Source organism: Streptomyces sp. NPDC040622 (assembly GCF_055593965.1).
On the sequence record NZ_JBVIXD010000011.1, the window covers coordinates 18,800 to 42,235 of the forward strand.

Genomic DNA, 23,436 nt, shown 5'->3' on the forward strand with positions numbered 1-23,436 from the left:
AGAAAACACACTCTGACGGCCTTTCCCTTTCTTTTTTTTCTTTTCTTTTTTTTTTTTTTCTCCCCCCCCCCCCTTTTTCCCCCCCCCCCACGACGTACCGGACAGGGCGGAAGAGTGAAGTACGTGGCCTGCGGTCTGCGCCGACTACTCGGACGGCGCCCAGTAGTCGACGAGGGTGGCCACGCCGGGCTCCAGGGCCTTCCACGAGCCGGAGTACGTCAGGACCGCGAAGGCCGCGGTCGGGAAGCCCCGGCGGTTCAGCCGCGTTCTGGCGTCACCCTCGCTGTCTCCGGCGAGGACGTCGGCCAGGCCCTGCACTCCGGGGTTGTGGCCGATCAGGACGAGGTTCTGCACGTCGTCCGGGGTCTCGTTGAGCACGGCGATCAGCTCACCGGGAGAGGCTTCGTACAGCCGCTCCTCATAGACGGTCTTGGGCCGCTGCGGCAGTTCCTGGACGGCGAGCTTCCAGGTCTCGCGGGTCCGGGCGGCGGTCGAGCACAGGGCCTGGTCGAAGGGGATGCCGCTGTCGGCCAGCTTGCGTCCGGCGACGGGGGCGTCCCTGCGCCCACGGTCGGCGAGCGGCCGCTCGTGGTCGGAAACCTGCGGCCAGTCGGCCTTCGCATGCCGGAAGAGGACAATCCTGCGGGGTTCTGCGACGCTCATGCATCCCAGCTTCGCATGAAACGCGCCATGGGGCGCAGGGAGTTGGTGCGGTCCCCCGGCACGGGTGACCGCGGCGGTGGCCGCTCCGAGGCGGGCGCCTGCGGCAGGGGCATCACGGGGCCAGGCGCAGGACCGTCGCCCGGACGTGCTCCAGGAGGTGGGTGATGACGGGCTCGCCGGTGGCCGCGTGGGCGTCCACGGGGTTCAGGACGAGCAGGAGCAGGGCCGCGAAGGCGACGGCGGGCAGGGCTATCGCCCACCACGGGAGCTGGATCTCGACACTGCCCGGATCCGCCGGGTCGTGCCGGGTGTGCGGTCGGGCCGACATGCCGCCTCCGTGGTCTTCGAGTGGTCCGTGCCGCGTCGTCGCGGGCACAACTCGAAGTTAGGGGATCGGCGGCCCTCAACCCATCCGGAGATCCACCCACTTGACCCTGACACTGGCCCCCTAGGGGATGGGGGTGCTAACCCCACCATCGCCCCGCCGGGGGCCGGTTCACGGTGAGGCGATGGAGGCGATGATGCCGATGATCACGGTGATGGCCAGCATCGCGCCGAGCACGACGAGGAGCTTCTTCTGGCCGTTCTGGGGGTTCGGGTCGAGGACGGGCATACGGTCAGTCTCGCACCCTTTGCCCGTCCTCTCCCCGGCGGGGTCAGGCCGCCCCGGCCCTGGCCGCCACCTCGTCCTCGACCGTGCGGTTGCGGCCCGCCAGGGTGCCGACGACGATCTGCGGCACCATCAGGCCCGCCATCAGCGCGATCGGCAGGCCCCAGCCGCCGCTGTGCTGGTAGAGCACGCCCACGAGGAGCGGTCCCGGGATCGAGATCAGGTAGCCCGTGCTCTGCGCGAAGGCGGACAGCTTGGCGACGCCGACGCTGCTCTTGGCCCGCATGCCGACCATGGTGAGGGCGAGCGGGAAGGCGCAGTTGGAGACGCCGAGCAGCAACGCCCACGCCCAGGCGCCGCCGGCGGGGGCGAGGAAGAGGCCCGCGTACCCGATGAGTCCGCACGTGCCGAGGACGACCACGACCGGGCCCTGGTTGGTCAGGCGGGTGGCGACCCGGGGGATGACGAAGGCCAGCGGCACGCCCATGGCCATCGTGACGGCGAGCAGCACGCCCGCCTCGCCCGCGGGGACGCCGGCGTCGCGGAAGATCTGCGGCATCCAGCCCATCGTGATGTACGCGGCCGTCGCCTGGAGGCCGAAGAAGACGGCGAGCGCCCACGCGGTGCGGCTGTGGGTGATGCGCAGGTCCGCGTCCTCCTGGCGCACGGCGCGGCTGATGTGCTCCGGGGCCTCGGCGCCGGGGGTGCTCCGCTCGCGGACCAGCGGGATCCACGGCAGAACGGCGGCGACGGCGAGCGCCGCCCACACGGCGAGGCCGCTCTGCCAGCGGCCGCCGAACGCGTCGGTCATCGGGACCGTGAGCGCGGCGGCGAGGGAGGTGCCGAGCGCGAGCGCCATCGAGTAGAGGCCGGTCATCGAGCCGACCCGGTCGGGGAACCAGCGCTTGACGATGACGGGCATCAGGACGTTGCTGACCGCGATGCCGGCGAGGGCGAGCGCGGTGGCGGCGAGGAAGCCCGCGGTGCCGCCGATGAAGGGCCTGATCACCAGGCCCGACGCGATGGCGGCCATGCCGACGCAGACCACCGCGCCGGGCCCGAAGCGCTTGGCCAGACGGGGTGCCATCACGCCGAAGATCGCGAAGCAGAGCGGCGGCACGGAGGTGAGCAGACCCGCGAGGGTGCCGCTCATGCCGAGGCCGTCGCGCACCTCCTCAAGGAGGGCGCCGAGGCTGGTGATGGCGGGGCGCAGGTTCATGGCGGCGAGGACGATGCCGACGATGACGAGCCGTGTCGCCCACGCGCGCGTGGGGGCCTGTTTCCCCCCGGTCGCCTGCTCGGCGGCCGCCCCCTTCGAGGTCGCGTCCCGCGCCGTCGCAGTCTCTTCTGGGGGTGTCGCCGTCGGGGTCATGGTGCCGGTTTCCTCACTAGCCATGGGGTCATCATAGAATCATGGGATGATTGGCTGTCCAATCCGAATGCGTCACACCCCGGCCCGGCCCGCCCCGCCCGAAGGAACGTCATGCCGCTGACCACCGCTCGCCGTTCGGTGCTCTCCGAACAGGTCATCTCCGAACTGCGCAACCAGATCTCCTCGGGCGAGTGGCCGGTCGGCTCCCGCATCCCCACCGAGCCGGAGCTGGTCGAGCAGCTCGGGGTGGCCAGGAACACCGTGCGGGAGGCGGTGCGCGCCCTCGCGCACAACGGCCTGCTCGACATCCGGCAGGGCTCGGGCACCTACGTGGTCGCCACGAGCGAGCTCGCGGGCGTGATGCAGCGCAGGTTCGCCGACGCGGACCCTCGGCACATCGCCGAGCTGCGCAGCACGCTGGAGTCCAGTGCCGCGAAGCTCGCCGCCGAGCGCCGCACCGAGCGCGACCTGAAGCAGCTCGACGCCCTTCTGGTGCGCCGCGAGCAGGTCTGGGCGACCGGGGACGCGGAGGCGTTCGTGACGGCCGACGCGACGTTCCACATGGCCGTCGTCGCCGCCTCGCACAACGACGTCATGACGGCGCTCTACGCGGACCTCGGCGAGGTCCTGCGGGACTGGCTGCGCGAGGACATCGGCGAGGAGCTGACCCCGGAGTCGCACATGGACCACGCCCGCCTCGTCGACGCGATCCGCGCGGGCGACGCCCGGGCCGCGGCGGCGGAGGCCGCGGGCTACCCCTTCATGTGCCGCCCGGAGCGGTTCACGGGGGCCGTCACTTCTGGTGGGTGACCCAGACCGTGCGGACCTCTTTCCAGCACCGCCCGGTCAGGCGCACCGTCTGCGCGGGCCCCGCCTCGACGGGCCGGGAGTCGGTGTCGATGTCCCACCACCGGCCGCACTCCACGTGGAGGCGGACCCGGTCGGTCTCGGGATAGGGGTTGTGGCAGTACGCGACGACGTCGGACCCCGAGACGCCCGTACGGCACTCCGAGCCGAAGGGCCGGTCCTTCTCCCCGGACTCCTCCACGGGAGTCCCGGTGGAATCCTTCGCGGGCACGCGCGCGTGGGGCGCGTCCCGCGGCGCGGCGCTCGGCGCTGCGACCACAAGAGCGAGAGCCACGAGGACCGCACCGGAGAGACGCACACTCCACAGTGCGCGGCACTCCCCCGCCGCCGCCCGGCAAGGCGGCCGAACGGGTGAGGCCCCGCCTCCCGCGCGCTGCGGGGGACGGGGCCTCGAAACGTACCGCCTGTTCGGCGAAGCGCCTGGTCAGGCACTTATCACCGGGTCAGGCACCCATCATGTGCACGCCGCCGTCGACGTGGATGATCTCGCCGGTGGTCTTCGGGAAGAAGTCCGAGAGCAGGGCGACGATGCCGCGGCCCGCGGGCTCGGGGTCGGCCATGTCCCACTCCAGCGGGGAGCGGTTGTTCCAGACCTCGGCGAGGTCGGCGAAGCCCGGGATGGACTTGGCCGCCATGGAGCCGATGGGGCCCGCGGAGATCAGGTTGCAGCGGACGTCCTCCTTGCCCAGGTCACGGGCGAGGTAACGGCTGGTGGCCTCCAGGGCGGCCTTGGCCGGGCCCATCCAGTCGTACTTCGGCCAGGCGAACTGCGCGTCGAAGGTGAGGCCGACGACCGAGGCGCCGTCCTCGAACAGCGGGCGGCACGCCATGGTCAGCGACTTCAGCGAGTACGCGGAGACGTGCATCGCCGTCGCGACGTCCTCGAAGGTCGCCTCGAGGAAGTTGAAGGCACCCTGCGGCGCGAAGCCGATGGAGTGCACGATGCCGTCGAGGCCGCCGAGCTCGTCCTTGACCAGGCCCGCGAGCCGGTCCAGGTGCTCCTGGTTGGTCACGTCGAGCTCGATGACCTTGGCGGGCCTGGGGAGCTTCTTGGCGATGCGCTCGGTGAGCGTGGGCCGCGGGAAGGCGGTGAGGATGATCTCGGCGCCCTGCTCCTGCGCGACCTTGGCCGCGTGGAACGCGATGGAGGACTCCATCAGGACGCCCGTGATCAAAATCTTCTTGCCGTCGAGAATTCCGCTCATGGTGATCAGTGACCCATGCCCAATCCGCCGTCAACGGGGATGACGGCTCCAGTGATGTACGAGGCTTCGTCGGACGCGAGGAACTTCACCGCGGCGGCGATCTCCTCCGGCTGCGCGTACCGGCCGAGCGGCACCTGAGAGACGATGCTCTCGCGCTGCTCGTCGGTGAGCGCCTTGGTCATGTCGGTGTCGACGAAGCCGGGGGCGACGACGTTGAAGGTGAGGTTGCGCGATCCGAGCTCACGGGCGAGCGAGCGGGCGAAGCCGACCAGACCCGCCTTGGACGCGGAGTAGTTCGCCTGCCCCGGTCCGCCCATGAGGCCGACGACCGAGGAGATGAGGACGACGCGGCCCTTCTTGGCGCGCAGCATGCCGCGGTTGGCACGCTTGACGACGCGGAAGGTGCCGGTGAGGTTGGTGTCGAGGACGGACGTGAAGTCCTCCTCGCTCATGCGCATCAGGAGCTGGTCCTTGGTGATGCCGGCGTTGGCGATCAGGACCTCGACGTTCCCGTGCTTGTCCTCGATCTCCTTGTAGGCCTGCTCCACCTGCTCGGTGTCGGTGATGTCGCACTTGACGGCGAGGACACCGGCGTCGGTGAGCGCCTGCGGCGGCTCACCCGAGCGGTAGGTGATCGCGACCTTGTCGCCTGCCTCGGCGAAGGCGCGGGCGATGGCGAGGCCGATGCCCCGGTTTCCTCCGGTGACGAGAACCGAGCGGCTCAACGGATCACCCTTTCAATAGCGGTCTGGTACCTCGAAAACCTATCGGTACCTCCCGCGATACGGAGAATCGACGACCGACAGTGGCTCAGAGCACTCCCTGTCGGATCCCTACAGAAAACCCTGGCCCCCGGGCCGTCGGGCGCGACATGATCGGACCTGACCGTGCCGACAGCAGGGAGACATCCGTGCCTCATTCCATCGATGAAGCCTTCACGGCGCTGCCGCTGCGGGCTCTCGCCGACGCCGCGCTGGCCCGCGCGCGGGCGCTCGGCGCCGACCACGCGGACTTCCGCCTGGAGCGGGTGCGCAGCGCGTCGTGGCGGCTGCGCGACGCACGACCGGCCGGCACCTCGGACACCACGGACTTCGGGTACGCGGTCCGGGTGGTGCACGGCGGCACGTGGGGCTTCGCCTCGGGTGTCGACATGACGATGGACGCGGCGGCCCGGGTCGCGGCCCAGGCGGTGGCGATGGCCAAGCTGTCCGCGCAGGTCATCAAGGCCGCCGGGTCCAGCGAGCGGGTCGAGCTCGCGCGGGAGCCGGTGCACGAGGACCGGACGTGGGTCTCCTCGTACGAGATCGACCCGTTCTCCGTGCCGGACGAGGAGAAGGCGGGGCTGCTCGCCGACTGGAGCGCGCGCCTGCTGGCCGCCGACGGGGTCGCGCACGTCGACGCCTCGCTGCTCACCGTCCACGAGAACAAGTTCTACGCGGACACGGCGGGCACCGTCACCACGCAGCAGCGTGTGCGGCTGCACCCGCAGCTGACCGCGGTGGCCGTGGACGAGTCGAGCGGGGAGTTCGACTCGATGCGCACGATCGCGCCGCCGGTGGGCCGCGGCTGGGAGTACCTCACGGGGACCGGCTGGGACTGGGAGGGCGAACTCGCCCGCATTCCCGAGCAGTTGGCCGAGAAGATGCGGGCGCCGAGCGTCCGGGCCGGCTCGTACGACCTCGTCGTCGATCCGTCGAACCTCTGGCTGACCATTCACGAGTCCATCGGCCACGCCACCGAGCTGGACCGCGCGCTCGGCTACGAGGCGGCGTACGCGGGGACGTCGTTCGCCACCTTCGACCAGCTCGGCAAGCTCGCCTACGGCTCGTCGCTGATGAACGTGACGGGCGACCGGACCGCCGAGCACGGCCTCGCGACCGTCGGGTACGACGACGAGGGCGTGGCCGCGCAGTCCTGGGACCTGGTCAAGGACGGCACACTGGTCGGCTACCAGCTGGACCGGCGCATCGCGAAGCTCACCGGGTTCGAGCGCTCCAACGGCTGCGCGTACGCGGACTCCCCCGGCCACGTCCCGGTGCAGCGCATGGCGAACGTGTCGCTCCAGCCGGACCCCGGCGGGCTCGCCACGGAGGACCTGATCGCGGGCGTGGACCGCGGCATCTACGTGGTCGGCGACCGGTCGTGGTCCATCGACATGCAGCGCTACAACTTCCAGTTCACCGGGCAGCGCTTCTACAAGATCGAGAACGGGCGTCTCGCCGGGCAGCTGCGCGATGTCGCCTACCAGGCGAGCACCACCGACTTCTGGGGCTCGATGGCCGCGGTCGGCGGCCCGCAGACGTACGTCCTCGGCGGTGCCTTCAACTGCGGCAAGGCCCAGCCGGGCCAGGTCGCCTCCGTCTCGCACGGCTGCCCGTCCGCCCTCTTCCGGGGCGTGAACATTCTGAACACCACGCAGGAGGCCGGTCGATGAGCCGCAGCGCCACCAAGCCGCACGAGATCGTCGAGCGCGCCCTCGAACTGTCCACCGCCGACGGCTGTGTCGTGATCGCGGACGAGGAGTCGACGGCGAATCTGCGCTGGGCGGGCAACGCCCTGACCACCAACGGCGTCACCCGCGGCCGCACCCTCACCGTCATCGCCACCGTCGACGGCAAGGAGGGCACCGCGTCCGGCGTCGTGACGCGCTCGGCCGTGACCGCCCACGATCTGGAGCCGCTGGTGCGGGCCGCCGAGGAGGCGGCGCGCGGCGCGGGACCCGCCGAGGACGCGCAGCCCCTGGTGTCCGGCACCGCCGCCTCCCCCGACTTCACGGAGGCCCCCGTGGAGACCTCATCGGCGGTCTTCGCGGACTTCGCGCCGGCGCTCGGCGAGGCCTTCGCGCGGGCCGGGGCCGGCGGGCGCGAGCTCTACGGCTTCGCCAACCACGAGTTCGTGTCGAGCTACGTGGGGACGTCGACGGGGCTCCGGCTCCGGCACGACCAGCCCAACGGCACGCTGGAGCTCAACGCCAAGTCGCCCGACCGCACCAAGTCGGCGTGGGCGGGGCGCGCCACCCGGGACTTCAAGGACGTCGACCCGGCGGCGCTCGACGCGGAGCTCGCCCAGCGCCTGGGGTGGGCGCGGCGCCGCGTCGAGCTGCCCGCCGGGCGGTACGAGACGCTGCTGCCGCCGACCGCCGTCGCGGACCTGCTGATCTACCAGATCTGGTCGTCGTCGGCCCGGGACGCCGCCGAGGGCCGCACGGTCTTCTCCAAGCCGGGCGGCGCCACGCGCCTGGGCGAACGCCTCGCCGGGCTGCCGCTGACGCTGCGCAGCGACCCGCACGAGCCGGGCCTGGAGTCGGCGCCGTTCGTGCTCGCGCACGCCTCGGGCGGCGACGCCTCGGTGTTCGACAACGGCCTGCCGCTGACCGCCACCGACTGGATCCGCTCCGGTGAGCTCGCTCACCTCGCCACCAGCAGGCACAGCGCGGAGCTGACCGGGCTGCCGGTGACGCCGGCCATCGACAACCTCGTCCTGGACGGCGGCGGCGACCGCTCCCTGGAGGAGATGGTCGCGGCCACCGGGCGCGGGCTGCTGCTCACCTGCCTCTGGTACATCCGCGAGGTCGACCCGGCAACCTTGCTGCTCACCGGGCTGACCAGGGACGGCGTCTACCTCGTGGAGAACGGCGAGGTCGTGGGCGAGGTCAACAACTTCCGGTTCAACGAGTCGCCGGTCGGGCTGCTCGGCCGGGCCACCGAGGCGGGCCGCACCGAGCGGACGCTGCCGCGCGAGTGGGGCGACTACTTCACCCGGGCGGCGATGCCCGCGCTGCGCGTCCCGGATTTCAACATGAGTTCGGTCAGCCAGGGCGTATAACCTCGGTCCTTGCACCTTCGTGCAATCTGTAAGCGCACCCGACGTGCACCCCTGTAGACACACCTAGGAGACGCGAGACCCGTGACGGACATCGTCGACGAGCTGAAGTGGCGGGGGCTTTTCTCCCTGTCCACCGATGAAGACGCACTGCGCAAGGCGCTCGCGGACGGTCCCGTCACGTTCTATTGCGGCTTCGACCCGACCGCGGCGAGCCTGCACGTCGGACACCTGGTGCAGGTCCTCACGGTCCGCCGGCTCCAGCAGGCGGGGCACCGTCCGCTGGCGCTGGTGGGCGGGGCCACGGGCCAGATCGGCGACCCTCGGCCGACCGCCGAGCGCACCCTGAACGACCCGGAGACGGTCGCGAACTGGGTGGCCAGGCTGCGCTCGCAGATCGAGCCGTTCCTGGCCTTCGAGGGCGAGAACGCCGCGACGATGGTCAACAACCTCGACTGGACCGCGGGCCTGTCCGCGATCGAGTTCCTGCGCGACATCGGCAAGCACTTCCGGGTCAACAAGATGCTGACCAAGGACTCCGTGGCCCGCCGCCTGGAGTCCCAGGAGGGCATCTCGTACACGGAGTTCAGCTACCAGCTCCTGCAGGGCATGGACTTCCTGGAGCTCTACCGGCGCTACGGCTGCACCCTGCAGACCGGCGGCAGCGACCAGTGGGGCAACCTCACGGCGGGCATCGACCTGATCCACCGCCTGGAGCCGGACGCCACGGTGCACGCCATGGGCACGCCCCTGATGCTCAAGTCGGACGGCACGAAGTTCGGCAAGTCCGAGGGCGGCGCGGTCTGGCTCGACCCGGCGATGACGACGCCGTACGCGTTCTACCAGTTCTGGCTGAACACGGACGACCGGGACATCTCGACGTACCTGCGGATCCTCTCGTTCAAGTCCCGCGAGGAGCTGGAGGAGATCGAGAGGCAGACCGAGGAGCGTCCGCAGGCGCGCGCCGCGCAGCGCGCGCTCGCCGAGGAGCTGACCACGCTGGTGCACGGCGCGGAGCAGTGCGCGGCCGTCATCGCCGCGTCCAAGGCCCTCTTCGGCCAGGGCGACCTCGCCGAGCTGGACGGGGCGACGCTGACCGCGGCGCTCTCCGAGCTGCCGCACATCCAGGTCGCCGAGCTCGGGCCGGTCGTGGACCTGCTGGCCGAGGTCGGTCTGGTGGCGAGCAAGTCCGCAGCCCGCCGCACGGTCAAGGAGGGTGGTGCCTACGTGAACAACGTGAAGGTCGCCGCCGAGGACGCCGTGCCGGACCGTGCCGAGCTGCTGCACGGGCGCTGGCTCGTGCTGCGCCGCGGCAAGAAGAACCTGGCCGCGGTCGAGGTCACGGCGGGCTGATCCGCCCGCGCCGCACGTGGGAGAAGGGGGCCGGTCCGTGCGGACCGGCCCCCTTCTCCGTGTGCGTCAGGCCGTGTGTCTGTTGCCCTTGATCGCCTTGTACGCCATGTCACCGATGGCGACGATCACCAGGGCCGCCACGATCTGCAGGACGTGTCGTCCCCAGTCGATGCCCTTGGTCTCCTCGATGCCGAACGCCGCGGCGAGCGAGTTGCCCACGATGGCTCCGATGATGCCGAACACCGTGGTCAGCCAGAGCGGACTGTGCTGCTTGCCGGGCAGAATCGCCTTGGCAATCAGGCCCAGCACGAAACCCACGATGATCGCCCACAACCAGCCCATAGCTGCCTCCTAGTACGGCTCTACATGAGCATTACCGTCAGTCTCGACCCGTCCGCCATACGGCGCATGTCGGGCACCCCCATACGTGGCACGACGCAGGCGGAGCACCGGGGTGAGGCCTGCCCCGGTCTCGTAGGCGGCGCAGCCGCGGCGTAACGTTGAGGGGCCGGACCGGGGTAGACCACCAGGGAGAGTCCGGCACAGCGGACAGGGCGGTGGAACGTGATGCGGAAGCAGAGCAGCGGCCAGGTCTTCCGGATCACGGGGGCCCGCCAAGGCCTGGCGGATGACGTCCGGGGCAGGCAGCGCCGGTATGTGATCTCGATGTCGGTGCGGACCGTGTCGGTGGTGGCCGCCGCCGTGCTCTGGAACGTCGAGCGGCACGTCGCCCTCGTCGCTCTGGTGCTCGGGATCCTCCTGCCGTACATCTCCGTCGTGATCGCCAACGCGGGACGGGAGAGTCCGCCGTCGCTGCCGTCGACGTTCGTACCCGCTCCTTCTCGGCCAATGCTCGCGGCGCCGGCCGCTGCCGCCGCCGCGGAATCCGTCCGGGAAGATCCCCTGGGGCCCACCCACGACCAGCGACGGGGCACTTCGCCCGAAAACAGCTGACCGTCGACGATGCGCCAAGCTCAAGAAAAGCTCAGATCAATCATGTGGTTCCGGTGCCAGCCACCGGGTCCCCCATGACATACTTCGTACGCGCTCCGCATCCCCCGTCGGAGCGACAGACCGACGCCGGGCAGCTCCCCCCGTGGCTGCTCGGCGTCGCCTTGTGATGAGCACTGTGGACGCTACCGTGAGTGACGAAATCCCGATCTGTTCCGCCAAGGGCTGCCGCGCCGACGCGGTCTGGGTCCTCGCCTGGAACAACCCCAAGATCCACACCCCCGAGCGGCGCAAGACGTGGCTCGCGTGCGACGAACACCGCGAGCACCTCTCCCAGTTCCTCGGCGTGCGCGGCATGCTGAAGGACGTCGTGCCGCTCGCCGAGTGGCGGGCGCGCGAGACCGGCGAAGGCGACGACGCCGCAGCGGGCCGGGGCTAGCGGGAGCTAGCCGCCGATCGCCGACATCGGGCGCTCCGGCTGCAGGAACGACGGGTCGTCCAGGCCGGATCCTGCCTTCTTGCCCCACATCGCGAGCTTCCATATGCGGGCGATGGCCTCGTCCGAGCCGTCCGTCGTCTCCTCCGGGGCCGCGCGCAGCGCCCCGCGCAGGTCGGTCTCCTCGGTGGCGAACAGGCAGGTGCGCACCTGGCCGTCGGCCGTCAGACGGGTCCGGTCGCAGGCCGAGCAGAACGGGCGGGTGACGGAGGCGATCACGCCGACGCGGTGCGGGCCGCCGTCGACGATCCAGCGCTCGGCGGGGGCCGAACCGCGCTCGCCCGAGCCCTCCTCGGTGAGCTCGAAGCGGGTCCGCAGGGACTGCAGGATGTCACCCGCGGTGATCATTCCGTCGCGCTTCCAGCCGTGCTGGGCGTCGAGCGGCATCTGCTCGATGAAACGGAGCTCGTAGTCGTTCTCCACGGCCCAGGCCAGCAGGTCGGGGGCCTCGTCGTCGTTCAGGCCCGGCATCAGGACGGTGTTGACCTTGACCGGGGTCAGGCCGGCGTCACGGGCCGCTTCGAGGCCTTCGAGGACGTCCTTGTGGCGGTCACGGCGCGTGAGGGTCTTGAAGACGTCGGGGCGCAGGGTGTCCAGGGAGACGTTGACCCGGTCGAGGCCCGCGGCCTTGAGGGCCTTGGCGGTGCGCTTGAGTCCGATGCCGTTCGTCGTCAGGGACATCTTCGGGCGGGGCTCCAGCCGGGCGCAGCGCTCGACGATGCCGACGAGGCCGGGGCGGAGCAGCGGCTCGCCGCCGGTGAAGCGGACCTCGGTGATGCCGAGCTGCGTGACGGCGATGCGCACGAGACGGACGATCTCGTCGTCGGTGAGCAGGTCGGGCTTGGCCAGCCACTGCAGGCCCTCTTCCGGCATGCAGTACGTACAGCGCAAATTGCAGCGATCGGTCAGTGATACGCGCAGGTCAGTGGCTACGCGGCCATAGGTGTCGATGAGCACTGCGGCCCCTCCCCGGCGGTTGGTGCTGATGGTCCGACTGCTTTCGACCTTACGCCAGACCTCTGACAACGCCATGGGCCATTTGACACGAGGAACGCGGCGGCCGCGTCGTAGGACTCTACGACGCGGCCGTCGCGAAGGCGTGAACAGCGTGAGCAGCCAGGGGTCAGTGGGCTCCGACGCCGGTGAGGGACTTGACCTCGAGCTCCGCGTACTTGCCCTTGTCCGGCTCCTCCTTGGAGAGGATCGAGCCGAGCCAGCCGAGCAGGAAGCCCAGCGGGATGGAGATCAGGCCCGGGTTCTCCAGCGGGAAGAAGTCGAAGTTCGCGTCGGGGAACATCGAGGTGGGCTTGCCCGAGACGACCGGCGAGAACAGCACGAGGCCGACCGCGGCGACGAGGCCGCCGTAGATGGACCAGAGCGCGCCCTGCGTGGTGAACCGCTTCCAGAAGAGGCTGTAGAGGATCGTCGGCAGGTTCGCGGAGGCCGCGACGGCGAAGGCGAGGGCCACCAGGCCCGCCACGTTCAGGTCGCGGGCCAGTGCGCCGAGCGCGATGGAGACGATGCCGATGAAGACGGTCGCCCAGCGCGCGGCCCGCATCTCCTCCTTCTCGGTGGCCTTGCCCCTGCGGATGACGTTCGCGTAGATGTCGTGGGCGAACGAGGACGACGAGGCCAGGGTGAGGCCCGCGACGACCGCGAGGATGGTGGCGAAGGCGACCGCGGAGATCACCGCGAGGAGAATGGCGCCGCCGGTGGAGTCGCCACCGCCGCCGATCTCCAGGGCGGCGAGCGGTGCCGCCGTGTTGCCGGCCTTGTTGGAGGCGATGATGTCGCCGGGCTTGAGCAGGGCCGCGGCGCCGAAGCCGAGGACGATCGTCATCAGGTAGAACGCGCCGATGATGCCGATAGCCCAGTTCACGGACTTACGGGCGGCCTTGGCGGTGGGCACCGTGTAGAAGCGGATCAGGATGTGCGGCAGGCCCGCGGTGCCCAGGACCAGGGCGATGCCGAGCGAGATGAAGTCCAGCTTCGAGGTGCCGCTCGCGCCGTACTTGAGGCCGGGCTCCAGGAACTTCGAGCCGTGGCCGCTGTTGGAGGCGGCGGTGCCGAGCAGGTCGGAGACGTTGAAGTTGAACTTCAGCAGGATCAGGAAGGTGATGAGCACGGTGCCCGCGATGAGCAGGACGGCCTTGACCATCTGCACCCAGGTGGTGCCCTTCATGCCGCCGATGGTCACGTACACGATCATCAGGACGCCGACGAGGGCGACGATGAGGACCTTGCCCGCGTCGCTGGTGATGCCGAGCAGCAGCGAGACCAGCACGCCGGCGCCGGCCATCTGCGCGAGCAGGTAGAAGATCGAGACGACGATGGTGGAGGTGCCCGCGGCGGTGCGCACGGGGCGCTGGCGCATGCGGTACGCGAGGACGTCGCCCATCGTGTAGCGCCCGGAGTTGCGCAGCGGCTCGGCGACCAGGAGGAGCGCCACGAGCCAGGCGACCAGGAAGCCGATGGAGTAGAGGAACCCGTCGTAGCCGAAGAGCGCGATGGCACCCGCGATGCCGAGGAAGGACGCGGCGGACATGTAGTCGCCGGAGATCGCCAGACCGTTCTGGAATCCGGTGAACTGGCGGCCGCCCGCGTAGAAGTCGGCGGCGCTCTTGGTCTGGCGCCCGGCCCAGACGGTGATGCAGAGCGTCGCGACGACGAACGTCGCGAAGAGGCTGATGATCAGCGTCCGGTGCTCGGAGGCGTCGGACGCCGCCGCCAGGTCGATGACGGCGGTGTGCGCGGGGCTCATGCGGCGCCCTCCATGCGGGACTTGATCGCCTCGGCCTTCGGGTCGAGCTGCGTCGCGGCGTGGCGCGAGTAGAACCAGGCGATGAGGAACGTGGTCAGGAACTGCCCGAGGCCGAGGACCAGGGCGACGTTGATGTTGCCGAAGAGCTTGGTGCCCATGAAGTCGCCCGCGTAGTTGGAGAGCAGGACGTACACGAGGTACCAGGCGATGAAGGCGACGGTGAGCGGGAAGGCGAACGAGCGGTGCGCACGGCGCAGTTCGCCGAATTCCGCGCTCTCCTGCACCTCGGTGAACTCCTCCGTGGAGGGCGCGTGGGGAGCGGGTTCATTTCCTGCGCCACCCTTCGAAGGGGGCGGTGCGTCGGTGGCCACGGAGTCTCCTCGTGGTGCGGGTGGGGTGGGGACGGACAGTTGTTCCATGTGCTCTCTTGTCTCGCATTCGGGGTGACGCGGATCACGTGAGCCACGGATGGCGATGCTAAGGCCACGGGACGTGATCCGACAGGGGGTTGATTGCTTCCGTCCGCTGCTCAACGTCACGGGGATGTGTACGTCGTCGCCGAACTCCCCCATTTCTTCGGTAAGTCATTGCTGGCCTGGGAGTTCCGGGGTTAGCTTCACCCTGAACCACCCGTCATGCACCTGCCCGAGCACCAGTCGTGTTCGGGCAGTTCCGTATGCGATTCCGTGTGCGGTTCCGTCTCCGGATGATGTGGAGATCCCATGGCTCATCTGCGTTCCAGACGCCGTACGGCGCTCACCCTGCCGCTCGGCCTCGCCCTTGCCGCCTCCGTCGGCTTCATGCCCGGCGCCGCCACCGCGGCCCCGAACGAGTCACCCGCCCCGGTGTCGGCGAAGGCCGCGCAGGACGCCCCCGTCTTCGCGTACGTCGTCAACACCCGTACGGACCGCAAGACCCTCGCGTACGTCAAGAAGGCGATAGCCGGGGCGGGCGGCTCCGTCGTCGTCACGCACGAGAAGATCGGCGTCATCGTCGCGCACTCGGCGAACCCGGACTTCGGCAAGCGAATACGCGACGTGCGCGGCGTCCAGTCCGCGGGCGCGACGCACACCTCGCCACTGAAGTCGGCCGGCACCACCGAGGACGGCAAGGCCAAGCGCCTGAGCGCCGCCGAGGCCAAGGCGCTGAAGCGGAGCGCCGCAGCGGGCGCCGAGCCGCTGGAGGCCGACCAGTGGGACCTCCGGGCGATCGGCGCCGACAAGGCGGCCAGGATCAACCCGGGCAGCAAGAAGGTCACCGTCGCCGTGATCGACACCGGCGTCGACGACACCCACCCCGACCTCGCCCCCAACTTCTCGCCCTCGCAGTCCGCGAGCTGTGTCGGCGGCAAGGCGGACACCTCGGCCGGCGCCTGGCGCCCGGCGACGAAGGACCACTACCACGGCACGCACGTGGCGGGTGAGATCGGTGCCGCGCGCAACGGCGTCGGCGTCGCGGGCGTCGCGCCCGGCGTGAAGATCGCGGGCATCAAGGTGGCCGACCCGGTCGACGAGCTGTTCTACCCGGAGAACGTGGTCTGCGCCTTCGTGTTCGCCGCCGAGCACAGCGTCGAGATCACCAACAACAGCTACTACGTGGACCCGTGGCTGTACAACTGCAAGGACGACCCGGACCAGAAGGCGATCCTCGACGCGGTCAACCGCGCGCAGCTCTACGCCCAGAAGAAGGGCACCCTCAACGTCGCCTCCGCGGGCAACTCCAACCACGACCTCGCCTCCGACGCGATCGTCGACTCCTCGAGCCCCGACGACTCCACGCCGGTGACCCGCACCATCGACCCGAGCGAGTGCCTCGACGTACCGACCCAGCTGCCGGGCGTCGTCACCACCAGCGCGACGGGCGTGCAGAACCTCAAGTCGGCGTACTCCAGCTACGGCAAGGGCGTCGTCGACATCACGGCGCCGGGCGGCGACAAGTTCCAGATCCCGGACACCCCCTCGAAGAACGGCCGCATCCTCTCCACCCTGCCGGGCGGCGAGTACGGCTGGCTGCAGGGCACCTCGATGGCCGCGCCGCACGCCTCGGGCGTCGCCGCGCTGATCAAGTCCACCCACCCCAAGGCGGGTCCGGCCGAGCTGCAGCGGCTCCTGAAGAAGCAGGCCGACCGGCTGGAGTGCCCCGCGGGTCCCTACGACCCCGACGGTGACGGCGACGTCGACGCGGTCTGCGAGAGCGGTGGCAGGAACGCGAACGGCTTCTACGGCAGTGGGCTCGTCGACGCGCTCGACGCCGTGAAGAAGAAGTGAGAGGGAGAACGCACGTGACCAGGTCCCACACCACGGCCGCCGCCTTCCTGCGCTCCCGCCGCGCGCTGGCCCTGCCGGTCGGCGTCGCGATGGTCTCGGCCGTCGCCTTCCTGCCGGGCACGGCGTCGGCGCGGCCGGCCGCGCTGCCGGACGCTCCCCCGGCGGCCGTGCGGGCTGCCGCCCCTGCTGCCGCCTCGATGAGCTACGTCGTCAACGTCCGCCCCGGCAAGGGGGGTTCGGCGTACGTGAAGAGGGCGATAGCCAAGGCCGGCGGCGATGTCGTCATCGCGTACGACAGGATCGGCGTCCTCGTCGTCCACTCGGCGAACCCGGACTTCGCCAAGACGATCCGCCGGGTGAAGGGCGTCGACTCGGCGGGCGCGACCCGCACGGCCCCGCTGTCGGCACAGGCCGACGACGCGCTGGAGTCGGAGCGGCCGCTGACCGCCGCCGAGGCGCGGGCCGCGGCGGGCAAGGCGTCGGCAGGGCAGGACGAGCTGGAGCCCCTGCAGTGGGACCTGCCCGCCATGAAGGCGGACAAGGCGCACGAGATCTCGCTCGGCAGCCGCAAGGTCACGGTCGGCGTGCTCGACTCGGGCGTCGACGACACGCACCCCGACATCGCCCCGAACTTCGACCGCGGGGCGTCCGCGAGCTGTCTGGGCGGCGTGCCCGTCCAGAAGGACAGCGCGTGGCGTCCGGTGGCGGGCGAGAGCGACCACGGCATGCACGTGGCGGGCACGATCGCCGCCGCGAAGAACGGCACGGGGGTCACCGGTGTCGCGCCCGGCGTGAAGGTGGCGAGCCTGAAGGTGGCGGAGCCCGCGACCGGCATGTACTACACGGAGGCCGTGGTCTGCGGCTTCGTGTGGGCGGCCGACCACGGTGTCGACGTCACCAACAACAGCTACTACACCGACCCGTGGCTGTTCAACTGCACGACGGACGCCGACCAGAAGGCGCTGGTCGACGCGGTCGGGCGGGCCTCGAAGTACGCGGAGCGCAAGGGCGCGGTGAACGTCGCGGCCGCGGGCAACGCCAAGACCGACCTGGCCCAGGACGAGATCCTCGACGACTCGAGCCCCGACGACAGCACTCCGGTGCCGCGGACCATCAGGACCAAGGACTGCTTCGACCTTCCGTCGCAGCTGCCCGGCGTCGTGACGGTCTCCGCCACCGGTGCGAAGGGCATCAAGGCGTCGTACTCGAACTACGGCAAGGGCGTCGTGGACATCACCGCGCCGGGCGGCGACTCCACGAAGTACCAGACGCCGAACCCGCCGGCCGTGGACGGCAGGATCCTGTCGACGCTGCCGGGCGGCAGGTTCGGCTACAAGGCCGGTACGTCGATGGCGTCGCCGCACGCCGCGGGCGTGGCCGCGCTGCTCAAGTCGGCGCACCCGCACGCCTCGGCGGCACGCATCAAGGCACTGCTGTACCGCCAGGCCGACGCGATGGCGTGCACCGATCCGTACGACTTCGACGGTGACGGCAAGGTCGACGCGGTCTGCGAGGGCGGCAGGAACGGCAACGGCTTCTACGGCGCCGGCATGGCCGACGCGCTGGACGCCGTGCGCAAGTAGCGCCGGTCCGCGGTGTTCGGGCCGGGCGGCCGCGGGGCCGCCCGGCCCGTCCCGCTCGGCGCACGAGAGGATCTCGGGTCATGTACGCATACAGAGACGACCGGTTCGTCGTGTCGGGCACGGAGACGTGGGTGGCCGGGCCCGCCCGACCCCGGTGGCAGCTGGTGCTGCGGTTCGCCGCGACCGTGCTCTTCATGCCGGTGTGGATCGCGCTCGCGGTCGTGGCGATCGCCGGCACCCTGGCCATCGGCCTGCTCACCGAGGTGATCGCCGCGGTGAGCTCCTCGTACGAGAAGGGCTTCGACCGGTTCATGGACCGGTCGCTGGGCTGGATCACCACGCTCCCGCGCTGGTGCGTGAGATGGTCCGAGGTACGCCACGAGGGGGACGCCGCGTACTACCGCGCGCAGGTCGACAAGCTCCTCGCCCGGTGGACGGCCAGGGCCTCGGCCCCGCGTGTCCCCAAGAAGCCGCTGCCGCCCACCGAGTGCGAGATACCGCACCGCTCCTACCGCGGTGTGGGCGGGCACTACGTCGTGCGGGCGGCGGCCGCGCAGGGCTGGGAACTGCGGCCCAGCGACCCGGAGAAGTCGATCCGGCTGTGGTGGTCGGCCGCCTCCGCCCCCGAGGGGACGGGGACCGCGTACCCGGCATAGCGGCATCGTGCGCGAGGCAAGCCGGTGAGCGTCGGCGTCCGATCAGAGCGCCTTTGCGCCAGTTGTCCCCCCGGACTTGCCCGCCGGGGTGACCGCTGGTGAAGATCTTGAGGTGAGCTCCATAGGCCCCTCCGTCGAGCCCGGAGGCGACGGCACGTCCGGCATACCGGCCGCCGTCCGCGTGTCGCGCGGCGGAACGCACCGCGGCCCGCACCGAGGCCCCGGTGCGAGGCGCGCCGTCGCCGTGCTCGTCCTCGTGGCCGTGGCCGCCCTGATCCCGCTGCTCGGCCCCTCGGTGGCGCTGCGCGGCACGGGCGAGGCCCAGGCCCCCGGCACGGTCGTGATCACCTTCCTGCGGTCGCTCGTGTTCGCCGCCCTGTGCGTCCAGGCGGGCGAGGTGTTTGCCGCCCGGCTGGCCCGCCGGGTCCCGGGGGCGCCGCTGGACCGGGCGCCGCGCCCGTGGGCGTCGTACGCGGCGTGGACGGGGTGCGTGGCGGCGCTCGGGCTCGCGGCGATCGTGGCGAACGGCAATCTGGTCCCGCAGCAGCTCTCCGACCTGGACATCGGGCGGCTCCACGACACCCGGGACGGCAGGCTCGCCCTCGTGGAGGTCAACGCCTTCATCGCGGCCGCCCTGTGCGCACGCTCCCGGCGCCCTTCCCTCGCGGCGCTCCCACTGGCCGCCGTGGTCGTCGCCGAGGCGCTGCGGGCCCACCCTCCGGTGGAGGACTCGGCGCTGGTCGGCAGCGGTCTCACGCTGGTCCATCTGACGTGCGGGGCGCTGTGGGCGGGTGGCCTGCTGTACGTGCTGCGCGTCCTGCGGCGGTGGCGGACATCCGCTCCGCAGGAGGCGGCCGCGGTACTGGGGCTCTACGCGCGCGTGGCCGCCGTCCTGTTCGCCGCGATCACGGCGACCGGGGTGTGCAGCACGCTGCGCCGGATGCCGCCCGGCACGGTCGTGGACCAGCTCACCGACACGGCCTACGGCCGCACCCTGCTCGCCAAGGTGCTGCTCGTGGCCGTCGTCGCGGTGCTCGCGCTGCTGGCCCGACACCGTCTGCGCCGTGGCGAGGACCGCGTCTCGGCGTACGTCCCCGCGCGCGGGGAGGTGATCGCGCTGGGTGTCGTCGTGGTGCTCTCGGCGCTGCTCACCGCGGTGCCGTTGCCGATCCGCTGGTGAGGAGGGGCCCGGGCGGGCGGCCGGGTGCTACAGGGCGACCTGGACCTTGAGCGCGGTCCGCTCGTCCATCGCCTTGTAGCCCTCGGGCACGCTCTCCAGACCGATCGTCAGGTCGAAGACCGGCGAGGGGTCGATCGTGCCGTCCAGGACGTCGGGCAGCAGCTCCGGGATGTACGTGCGTACGGGGGCGACGCCGCCGCGCAGGGCTATGTTCCTGTCGAACATGACGCTCAGGTCCAGGCCGGTGCCGCTGCCGTGCGGGACGCCGACGAAGCCGATCGCGCCGCCGTCGCGCGTGACGTCCACGGCCGTGCGCATCGACTGCTCGGTGCCGACGGCCTCCACGACGGCGTGGGCGCCCTGGCCGCGGGTGAGCTCGCGGACGGCGGCCACCGCGGCGTCCCCGCGCTCGGCGACGACGTCCGTGGCGCCGAAGCGGCGCGCGATGTCCGTACGCGCCTGGTGGCGGCCGAGCGCGATGATCCGTTCGGCGCCGAGCCTGCGGGCCGCGAGGACCGCGCACAGGCCGACCGCGCCGTCACCGACGACCACGACCGTGGTGTCCGGCCCGACGCCCGCGCCGAGCGCCGCGTGGTGGCCGGTGCCCATGACGTCCGAGAGGGTCAGGAGGGCGGAGAGCAGGCGCTCGTCGGAGGCCGCCTCGGCGGGCAGCCGCACCAGGGTGCCGTCGGCGAACGGCACCCGGACTGCCTCGCCCTGGCCGCCGTCGTAGCCGACCGAGCCCCAGAAGCCGCCGTGCTCGCAGGACGTGGTGAGGCCCTCCGTGCAGTAGTCGCAGACCCCGTCGGACCACATGAAGGGCGCGACGACGAGGTCGCCGCGCCGCACGCCGCTCACCCCGGAGCCGGTGTCCTCGACGATGCCGAGGAACTCGTGGCCGATGCGCTGGCCCGCCTGGCGCTTGGCCTCGCCGCGGTAGGCCCACAGGTCGCTGCCGCAGATGCAGGCGCGCAGCACGCGCACGACCGCGTCGGTGGGCAGCTGGACCACGGGCTCGGGCACGTCCTCCACGCGCATGTCGAACGGGGCGTGGATGGTGGTGGCGCGCATGGGTGGTCCTCGGTACGGGTCGGAGCGTGGTGGGATCCGTCAGGACGCAGTGCCGACGGTCTGCTCTTCACCGTACGCCCGCGTGCGGCCAGGACGTGCTGCGGGCACCGCGAGCACGCCCCTGGCCAGCAGATACTGCGCCGCGATGTACGTGACCATGATCGCGAAGTCGGGCCGGGGCAGCTGCGGCCACTCGGCGACGCCGGTCGCGATGAGCGTGTCGGAGAGCAGGAAGAGCGCCCCTCCGGCGGCCGCCGTGACGCCGAGCGCGGTCGCGCCGAACGCCATGGCGGTGAGCAGCAGGCTGTAGCCCGCGACCGGGCCCCGCATGTCGGCGGGCAGGTCCGGCCAGAGCAGCACCACGGTGACGAGGAGCGCGAGGGCGTACGCGGTGACGAGCGCCGTGCCCCGCGCGCGGGCCGAGCCGCCTCTTCCCGCGTACCGCCGGGTGTCCCCGTACCGCTTGAAGAGCACGAGGTAGCAGACGTGCCCGGCGGCGAACGACCCCATGCCGGCGAGGAAGGCGAGGTCGGTGTCGAAGAGCAGGAGGGTGTCGCCGCCCCAGCCGCAGAGCAGGGCGGCGATCAGCGGCCGGGGGCCTCGCCGTGCGGCGGCGTACGCCGCGAGGAGGGGCATGAGCAGCGGCTTGAAGACGGCGTGGCCGGGGCCGGAGTCCGCGAGGAGCGCGACGAGGTCGCCGAGGGCGGCGACGCCGAAGGCACCGAGGAGCAGCCTCGGCGAGGGCCGACCCGTCACGCGGCCCGCTCCGGGACCGTCGCCTCGGGCGTGGGCGTGGGCGTGGGCGTGGGCACGGGCGCCGGGGGCGCCTCCGTGGCCTGTGGCTGCCATCCGGGGCCGCGGAAGATCCGGCCGGCCCGCTCGCGCCAACTGGTGGCCGCCTTGAGGTCCTTGGCGATGGCGGCGTACTCGTGAGTGGCCACGCGCAGGGGGTTGAACGTGTCGATGTTCTTCGTCAGGCCGTACACGGGACGGTCGGTCTCGGCGACCCAGGAGCCGAACAGGCGGTCCCAGACGATCAGGATGCCGCCGAAGTTGCGGTCCAGGTAGCCGCCCTGGGAGGCGTGGTGCACGCGGTGGTGGGAGGGCGTGTTGAAGACGTACTCGAAGGGGCGGGGCTGCTTCCCGATGCGCTCTGTGTGGATCCAGAACTGGTAGACCAGGTTGGCCGACGAGCAGAACGCGAGCGCCGCCGGGTGCACGCCGCAGGCGATGAGCGGCAGGTAGAACGGCCACACCGTGAGGCTCGTCCAGGGCTGGCGCAGCGCGGTGGTGAGGTTGAACTTGCGGCTGGAGTGGTGCACCACGTGGCAGGCCCACAGGATGCGGATGACGTGGTGGCCGCGGTGCGACCAGTAGTAGAAGAAGTCCTGGGCCAGGAGCATCAGCGGGACCGTCCACCACAGGACGGGCACGCGCAGCGGCGTCAGCGCGTAGACGCCCGAGTAGATCGCGACGATCGGGATCTTCCACAGGAAGTCGAAGGCGAGGCTGCCGAGCCCCATGCCGACGCTGGTGGCGGCGTCCTTGGTCTCGTACCCCGCGGCGTCGTCGTCGGGATGGATCCGGTGGCTCACGATCTCGACGACGGTGAGCAGCACGAAGGCCGGGATGGACCACAGCACGACATCGGGCAGGTTCGGAGACATGCGTGCACCGTAGAACGGCTATTCGTCCGCGACTAGGGGTTGTTACCGACAAGTATTACCGGCGGTACGGGACGCGTTGTTGGTGATCCTCTCCAAAGGCGCTCCGCACACCGCGGGATCGGGGCCTCACACGCCGACCGCCCCCAGCAACGCCCCCGCGCCATACGTCACCGCCATCGCGAGCGCCCCTCCCCCGACGTTGCGCAGCACGGCGCGGCGCACGTCCGCCGCGCCCAGCCGGGCGCTGCTCCAGCCGGTGAGGGCCAGCGCCGCGAGGACGGAGACGACCGTGACGCCGAGCCGCAGGCCGGCGGGGGGCAGCACGATCGCGAGGAGCGGAAGGAGCGCGCCCGCGGTGAACGCGACGAAGCTGGCCCAGGCGGCGTGCCAGGGGTTGATCAGCGCGTCCGGGTCGATGCCGAGCTCCACGCGCGCGTGGGCGCGCAGGGCGTCCCGCTCCGTGAGCTGTTCGGCGGCCTCGCGGGCCACCTCGCGGCTCAGCCCCCGGTCGGCCAGGAGGTCGGTCAGCTCGGCCAGTTCGGCCTCGGGCCGCTCCCGCAGCTCACGCCTCTCCATGGCCAGCGCGGCCTTCTCCGAGTCGCGCTGCGTGGACACGGAGACGTACTCGCCCGCGGCCATGGACATCGACCCGGCGAGCAGCCCGGCCAGGCCCGCCGTCAGCAGGGCGCTCCGGTCGCCCGTGGCGCCCGCGACGCCGACGACGAGGCCCGCCGTGGAGACGATGCCGTCGTTGGCCCCGAGGACGGCGGCGCGCAGCCAGTTGAGCCGGGTGCCGAGGGCTCCGCCGTGCGCCTCGTCGTGCGTCGCTCCCTGGGACGAGCCGTCGTCGCGCCCTGTCGTCCGATCGCTCATCCGGGGAGGGTCTCACCACGGCGCGCCCGGCCACCACTG

25 protein-coding genes are annotated in these 23,436 nt (G+C 71.3%); 10 read left to right on the forward strand and 15 right to left on the reverse strand.

Annotated features, from left to right (window positions below; translation table 11 throughout):
• Positions 1 to 144: 144 nt before the first annotated feature.
• The 4 genes from ACZ592_RS30230 to ACZ592_RS30245 all read right to left on the reverse strand — a co-directional run bounded on the left by ACZ592_RS30230 (position 145) and on the right by ACZ592_RS30245 (position 2,669).
• Positions 145 to 663 (reverse strand): SixA phosphatase family protein, encoded by a 519-nt coding sequence (locus tag ACZ592_RS30230; RefSeq protein WP_471584850.1) that lies wholly within the window; start codon positions 661 to 663, stop codon positions 145 to 147.
• A gap of 112 nt (positions 664 to 775) precedes the next feature.
• Positions 776 to 991: a hypothetical protein gene (locus tag ACZ592_RS30235; protein ID WP_471584851.1), complete on the reverse strand. Its 216-nt coding sequence runs from the start codon at positions 989 to 991 to the stop codon at positions 776 to 778.
• 168 nt (positions 992 to 1,159) lie between these two features.
• Positions 1,160 to 1,276: an SGM_5486 family transporter-associated protein gene (locus tag ACZ592_RS30240; protein WP_358712790.1), complete on the reverse strand. Its 117-nt coding sequence runs from the start codon at positions 1,274 to 1,276 to the stop codon at positions 1,160 to 1,162.
• Between the two features lie 43 nt (positions 1,277 to 1,319).
• Entirely contained in the window at positions 1,320 to 2,669 is a 1,350-nt protein-coding gene (locus ACZ592_RS30245; protein ID WP_471584852.1) for a CynX/NimT family MFS transporter, read from the reverse strand.
• 87 nt (positions 2,670 to 2,756) lie between these two features.
• Here ACZ592_RS30245 and ACZ592_RS30250 point away from each other — a divergent pair, with 87 nt between their 5' ends.
• Complete coding sequence (locus ACZ592_RS30250; RefSeq protein ID WP_471584853.1) at positions 2,757 to 3,455, forward strand: FadR/GntR family transcriptional regulator; 699 nt, start codon at positions 2,757 to 2,759, stop codon at positions 3,453 to 3,455.
• Here ACZ592_RS30250 and ACZ592_RS30255 read toward each other — a convergent pair.
• The 3 genes from ACZ592_RS30255 to fabG form a co-directional block, all read right to left on the reverse strand.
• Complete coding sequence (locus ACZ592_RS30255) at positions 3,439 to 3,810, reverse strand: hypothetical protein (protein ID WP_471584854.1); 372 nt, start codon at positions 3,808 to 3,810, stop codon at positions 3,439 to 3,441. The genes ACZ592_RS30250 and ACZ592_RS30255 overlap by 17 nt on opposite strands.
• A gap of 145 nt (positions 3,811 to 3,955) precedes the next feature.
• Positions 3,956 to 4,717, reverse strand: coding sequence for an enoyl-ACP reductase FabI (gene fabI, locus ACZ592_RS30260; RefSeq protein WP_471584855.1), 762 nt, complete (start codon positions 4,715 to 4,717; stop codon positions 3,956 to 3,958).
• Positions 4,718 to 4,722: 5 nt separating this feature from the next.
• Positions 4,723 to 5,442 carry a 3-oxoacyl-[acyl-carrier-protein] reductase gene (fabG, locus tag ACZ592_RS30265; RefSeq protein ID WP_471584856.1) on the reverse strand — a complete coding sequence of 240 codons (720 nt, stop codon included), beginning with the start codon at positions 5,440 to 5,442 and terminating at the stop codon, positions 4,723 to 4,725.
• 146 nt (positions 5,443 to 5,588) lie between these two features.
• Here fabG and ACZ592_RS30270 point away from each other — a divergent pair, with 146 nt between their 5' ends.
• From ACZ592_RS30270 to tyrS, 3 genes are all read left to right on the forward strand, one after another.
• The gene (locus tag ACZ592_RS30270) at positions 5,589 to 7,151 is read left to right on the forward strand and encodes a TldD/PmbA family protein (protein WP_471584857.1); all 1,563 of its coding nucleotides are present in this window, start codon (positions 5,589 to 5,591) and stop codon (positions 7,149 to 7,151) included.
• On the forward strand, positions 7,148 to 8,542 hold the full coding sequence (locus tag ACZ592_RS30275) for a metallopeptidase TldD-related protein (protein ID WP_471584858.1): 1,395 nt from the start codon (positions 7,148 to 7,150) through the stop codon (positions 8,540 to 8,542). Before ACZ592_RS30270 ends, ACZ592_RS30275 begins: the two co-directional genes overlap by 4 nt.
• 81 nt (positions 8,543 to 8,623) lie before the next feature.
• Entirely contained in the window at positions 8,624 to 9,892 is a 1,269-nt protein-coding gene (tyrS, locus tag ACZ592_RS30280; protein WP_471584859.1) for a tyrosine--tRNA ligase, read from the forward strand.
• A gap of 66 nt (positions 9,893 to 9,958) precedes the next feature.
• On the opposite strand, the gene ACZ592_RS30285 is transcribed toward tyrS, so the two are convergent.
• A complete protein-coding gene (locus tag ACZ592_RS30285; RefSeq protein WP_471584860.1) occupies positions 9,959 to 10,234 on the reverse strand; it encodes a GlsB/YeaQ/YmgE family stress response membrane protein in 276 nt (91 codons plus the stop codon).
• A 225-nt stretch (positions 10,235 to 10,459) separates the two neighbouring features.
• Here ACZ592_RS30285 and ACZ592_RS30290 point away from each other — a divergent pair, with 225 nt between their 5' ends.
• Positions 10,460 to 10,846: a DUF3099 domain-containing protein gene (locus tag ACZ592_RS30290; protein WP_471584861.1), complete on the forward strand. Its 387-nt coding sequence runs from the start codon at positions 10,460 to 10,462 to the stop codon at positions 10,844 to 10,846.
• Positions 10,847 to 11,033: 187 nt separating this feature from the next.
• Entirely contained in the window at positions 11,034 to 11,282 is a 249-nt protein-coding gene (locus ACZ592_RS30295; protein WP_471584862.1) for a hypothetical protein, read from the forward strand.
• A 6-nt stretch (positions 11,283 to 11,288) separates the two neighbouring features.
• On the opposite strand, the gene moaA is transcribed toward ACZ592_RS30295, so the two are convergent.
• The 3 genes from moaA to ACZ592_RS30310 all read right to left on the reverse strand — a co-directional run bounded on the left by moaA (position 11,289) and on the right by ACZ592_RS30310 (position 14,471).
• Complete coding sequence (gene moaA / locus ACZ592_RS30300; RefSeq protein ID WP_471584863.1) at positions 11,289 to 12,296, reverse strand: GTP 3',8-cyclase MoaA; 1,008 nt, start codon at positions 12,294 to 12,296, stop codon at positions 11,289 to 11,291.
• Positions 12,297 to 12,462: 166 nt separating this feature from the next.
• Complete coding sequence (locus tag ACZ592_RS30305) at positions 12,463 to 14,100, reverse strand: solute symporter family protein (RefSeq protein WP_471584864.1); 1,638 nt, start codon at positions 14,098 to 14,100, stop codon at positions 12,463 to 12,465.
• Entirely contained in the window at positions 14,097 to 14,471 is a 375-nt protein-coding gene (locus ACZ592_RS30310; RefSeq protein WP_471584865.1) for a DUF485 domain-containing protein, read from the reverse strand. Before ACZ592_RS30310 ends, ACZ592_RS30305 begins: the two co-directional genes overlap by 4 nt.
• A 351-nt stretch (positions 14,472 to 14,822) precedes the next feature.
• On the opposite strand from ACZ592_RS30310, the gene ACZ592_RS30315 reads away from it, so the two are divergent.
• The 4 genes from ACZ592_RS30315 to ACZ592_RS30330 all read left to right on the forward strand — a co-directional run bounded on the left by ACZ592_RS30315 (position 14,823) and on the right by ACZ592_RS30330 (position 19,786).
• Positions 14,823 to 16,367 carry a S8 family peptidase gene (locus tag ACZ592_RS30315; protein ID WP_471584866.1) on the forward strand — a complete coding sequence of 515 codons (1,545 nt, stop codon included), beginning with the start codon at positions 14,823 to 14,825 and terminating at the stop codon, positions 16,365 to 16,367.
• 89 nt (positions 16,368 to 16,456) lie between these two features.
• Positions 16,457 to 17,950: a S8 family serine peptidase gene (locus ACZ592_RS30320; protein ID WP_471585097.1), complete on the forward strand. Its 1,494-nt coding sequence runs from the start codon at positions 16,457 to 16,459 to the stop codon at positions 17,948 to 17,950.
• An 80-nt stretch (positions 17,951 to 18,030) separates the two neighbouring features.
• Entirely contained in the window at positions 18,031 to 18,606 is a 576-nt protein-coding gene (locus tag ACZ592_RS30325) for a hypothetical protein (RefSeq protein WP_471584867.1), read from the forward strand.
• Between the two features lie 163 nt (positions 18,607 to 18,769).
• Positions 18,770 to 19,786 (forward strand): CopD family protein, encoded by a 1,017-nt coding sequence (locus ACZ592_RS30330; protein ID WP_471585098.1) that lies wholly within the window; start codon positions 18,770 to 18,772, stop codon positions 19,784 to 19,786.
• A gap of 27 nt (positions 19,787 to 19,813) precedes the next feature.
• Here ACZ592_RS30330 and ACZ592_RS30335 read toward each other — a convergent pair whose 3' ends face one another.
• The 4 genes from ACZ592_RS30335 to ACZ592_RS30350 form a co-directional block, all read right to left on the reverse strand.
• Positions 19,814 to 20,857, reverse strand: a complete 1,044-nt coding sequence (locus ACZ592_RS30335) for a zinc-dependent alcohol dehydrogenase family protein (RefSeq protein ID WP_471584868.1) — start codon at positions 20,855 to 20,857, stop codon at positions 19,814 to 19,816.
• A 39-nt stretch (positions 20,858 to 20,896) separates the two neighbouring features.
• Entirely contained in the window at positions 20,897 to 21,613 is a 717-nt protein-coding gene (locus ACZ592_RS30340) for a lysoplasmalogenase (RefSeq protein ID WP_471584869.1), read from the reverse strand.
• Complete coding sequence (locus tag ACZ592_RS30345; protein WP_471584870.1) at positions 21,610 to 22,524, reverse strand: sterol desaturase family protein; 915 nt, start codon at positions 22,522 to 22,524, stop codon at positions 21,610 to 21,612. The genes ACZ592_RS30340 and ACZ592_RS30345 overlap by 4 nt, the downstream gene beginning before the upstream one ends.
• A 126-nt stretch (positions 22,525 to 22,650) precedes the next feature.
• Complete coding sequence (locus tag ACZ592_RS30350) at positions 22,651 to 23,397, reverse strand: VIT1/CCC1 transporter family protein (protein WP_471584871.1); 747 nt, start codon at positions 23,395 to 23,397, stop codon at positions 22,651 to 22,653.
• Positions 23,398 to 23,436: the final 39 nt, after the last annotated feature.

Excerpts from the sequence above, each read along its gene's own strand:
- ACZ592_RS30230 (WP_471584850.1), bottom strand. The coding sequence starts at position 663 with ATGAGCGTCGCAGAACCCCGCAGGATTGTCCTCTTCCGGCATGCGAAG.
- ACZ592_RS30235 (WP_471584851.1), bottom strand. The coding sequence starts at position 991 with ATGTCGGCCCGACCGCACACCCGGCACGACCCGGCGGATCCGGGCAGT.
- ACZ592_RS30240 (WP_358712790.1), bottom strand. The coding sequence starts at position 1,276 with ATGCCCGTCCTCGACCCGAACCCCCAGAACGGCCAGAAGAAGCTCCTC.
- ACZ592_RS30245 (WP_471584852.1), bottom strand. The coding sequence starts at position 2,669 with ATGGCTAGTGAGGAAACCGGCACCATGACCCCGACGGCGACACCCCCA.
- ACZ592_RS30250 (WP_471584853.1), top strand. The coding sequence starts at position 2,757 with ATGCCGCTGACCACCGCTCGCCGTTCGGTGCTCTCCGAACAGGTCATC.
- fabI (WP_471584855.1), bottom strand. The coding sequence starts at position 4,717 with ATGAGCGGAATTCTCGACGGCAAGAAGATTTTGATCACGGGCGTCCTG.
- ACZ592_RS30270 (WP_471584857.1), top strand. The coding sequence starts at position 5,589 with ATGATCGGACCTGACCGTGCCGACAGCAGGGAGACATCCGTGCCTCAT.
- ACZ592_RS30275 (WP_471584858.1), top strand. The coding sequence starts at position 7,148 with ATGAGCCGCAGCGCCACCAAGCCGCACGAGATCGTCGAGCGCGCCCTC.
- ACZ592_RS30285 (WP_471584860.1), bottom strand. The coding sequence starts at position 10,234 with ATGGGCTGGTTGTGGGCGATCATCGTGGGTTTCGTGCTGGGCCTGATT.
- ACZ592_RS30290 (WP_471584861.1), top strand. The coding sequence starts at position 10,460 with ATGCGGAAGCAGAGCAGCGGCCAGGTCTTCCGGATCACGGGGGCCCGC.
- ACZ592_RS30305 (WP_471584864.1), bottom strand. The coding sequence starts at position 14,100 with ATGAGCCCCGCGCACACCGCCGTCATCGACCTGGCGGCGGCGTCCGAC.
- ACZ592_RS30315 (WP_471584866.1), top strand. The coding sequence starts at position 14,823 with ATGGCTCATCTGCGTTCCAGACGCCGTACGGCGCTCACCCTGCCGCTC.
- ACZ592_RS30320 (WP_471585097.1), top strand. The coding sequence starts at position 16,457 with ATGGTCTCGGCCGTCGCCTTCCTGCCGGGCACGGCGTCGGCGCGGCCG.
- ACZ592_RS30325 (WP_471584867.1), top strand. The coding sequence starts at position 18,031 with ATGTACGCATACAGAGACGACCGGTTCGTCGTGTCGGGCACGGAGACG.
- ACZ592_RS30335 (WP_471584868.1), bottom strand. The coding sequence starts at position 20,857 with ATGCGCGCCACCACCATCCACGCCCCGTTCGACATGCGCGTGGAGGAC.
- ACZ592_RS30345 (WP_471584870.1), bottom strand. The coding sequence starts at position 22,524 with ATGTCTCCGAACCTGCCCGATGTCGTGCTGTGGTCCATCCCGGCCTTC.
- ACZ592_RS30350 (WP_471584871.1), bottom strand. The coding sequence starts at position 23,397 with ATGAGCGATCGGACGACAGGGCGCGACGACGGCTCGTCCCAGGGAGCG.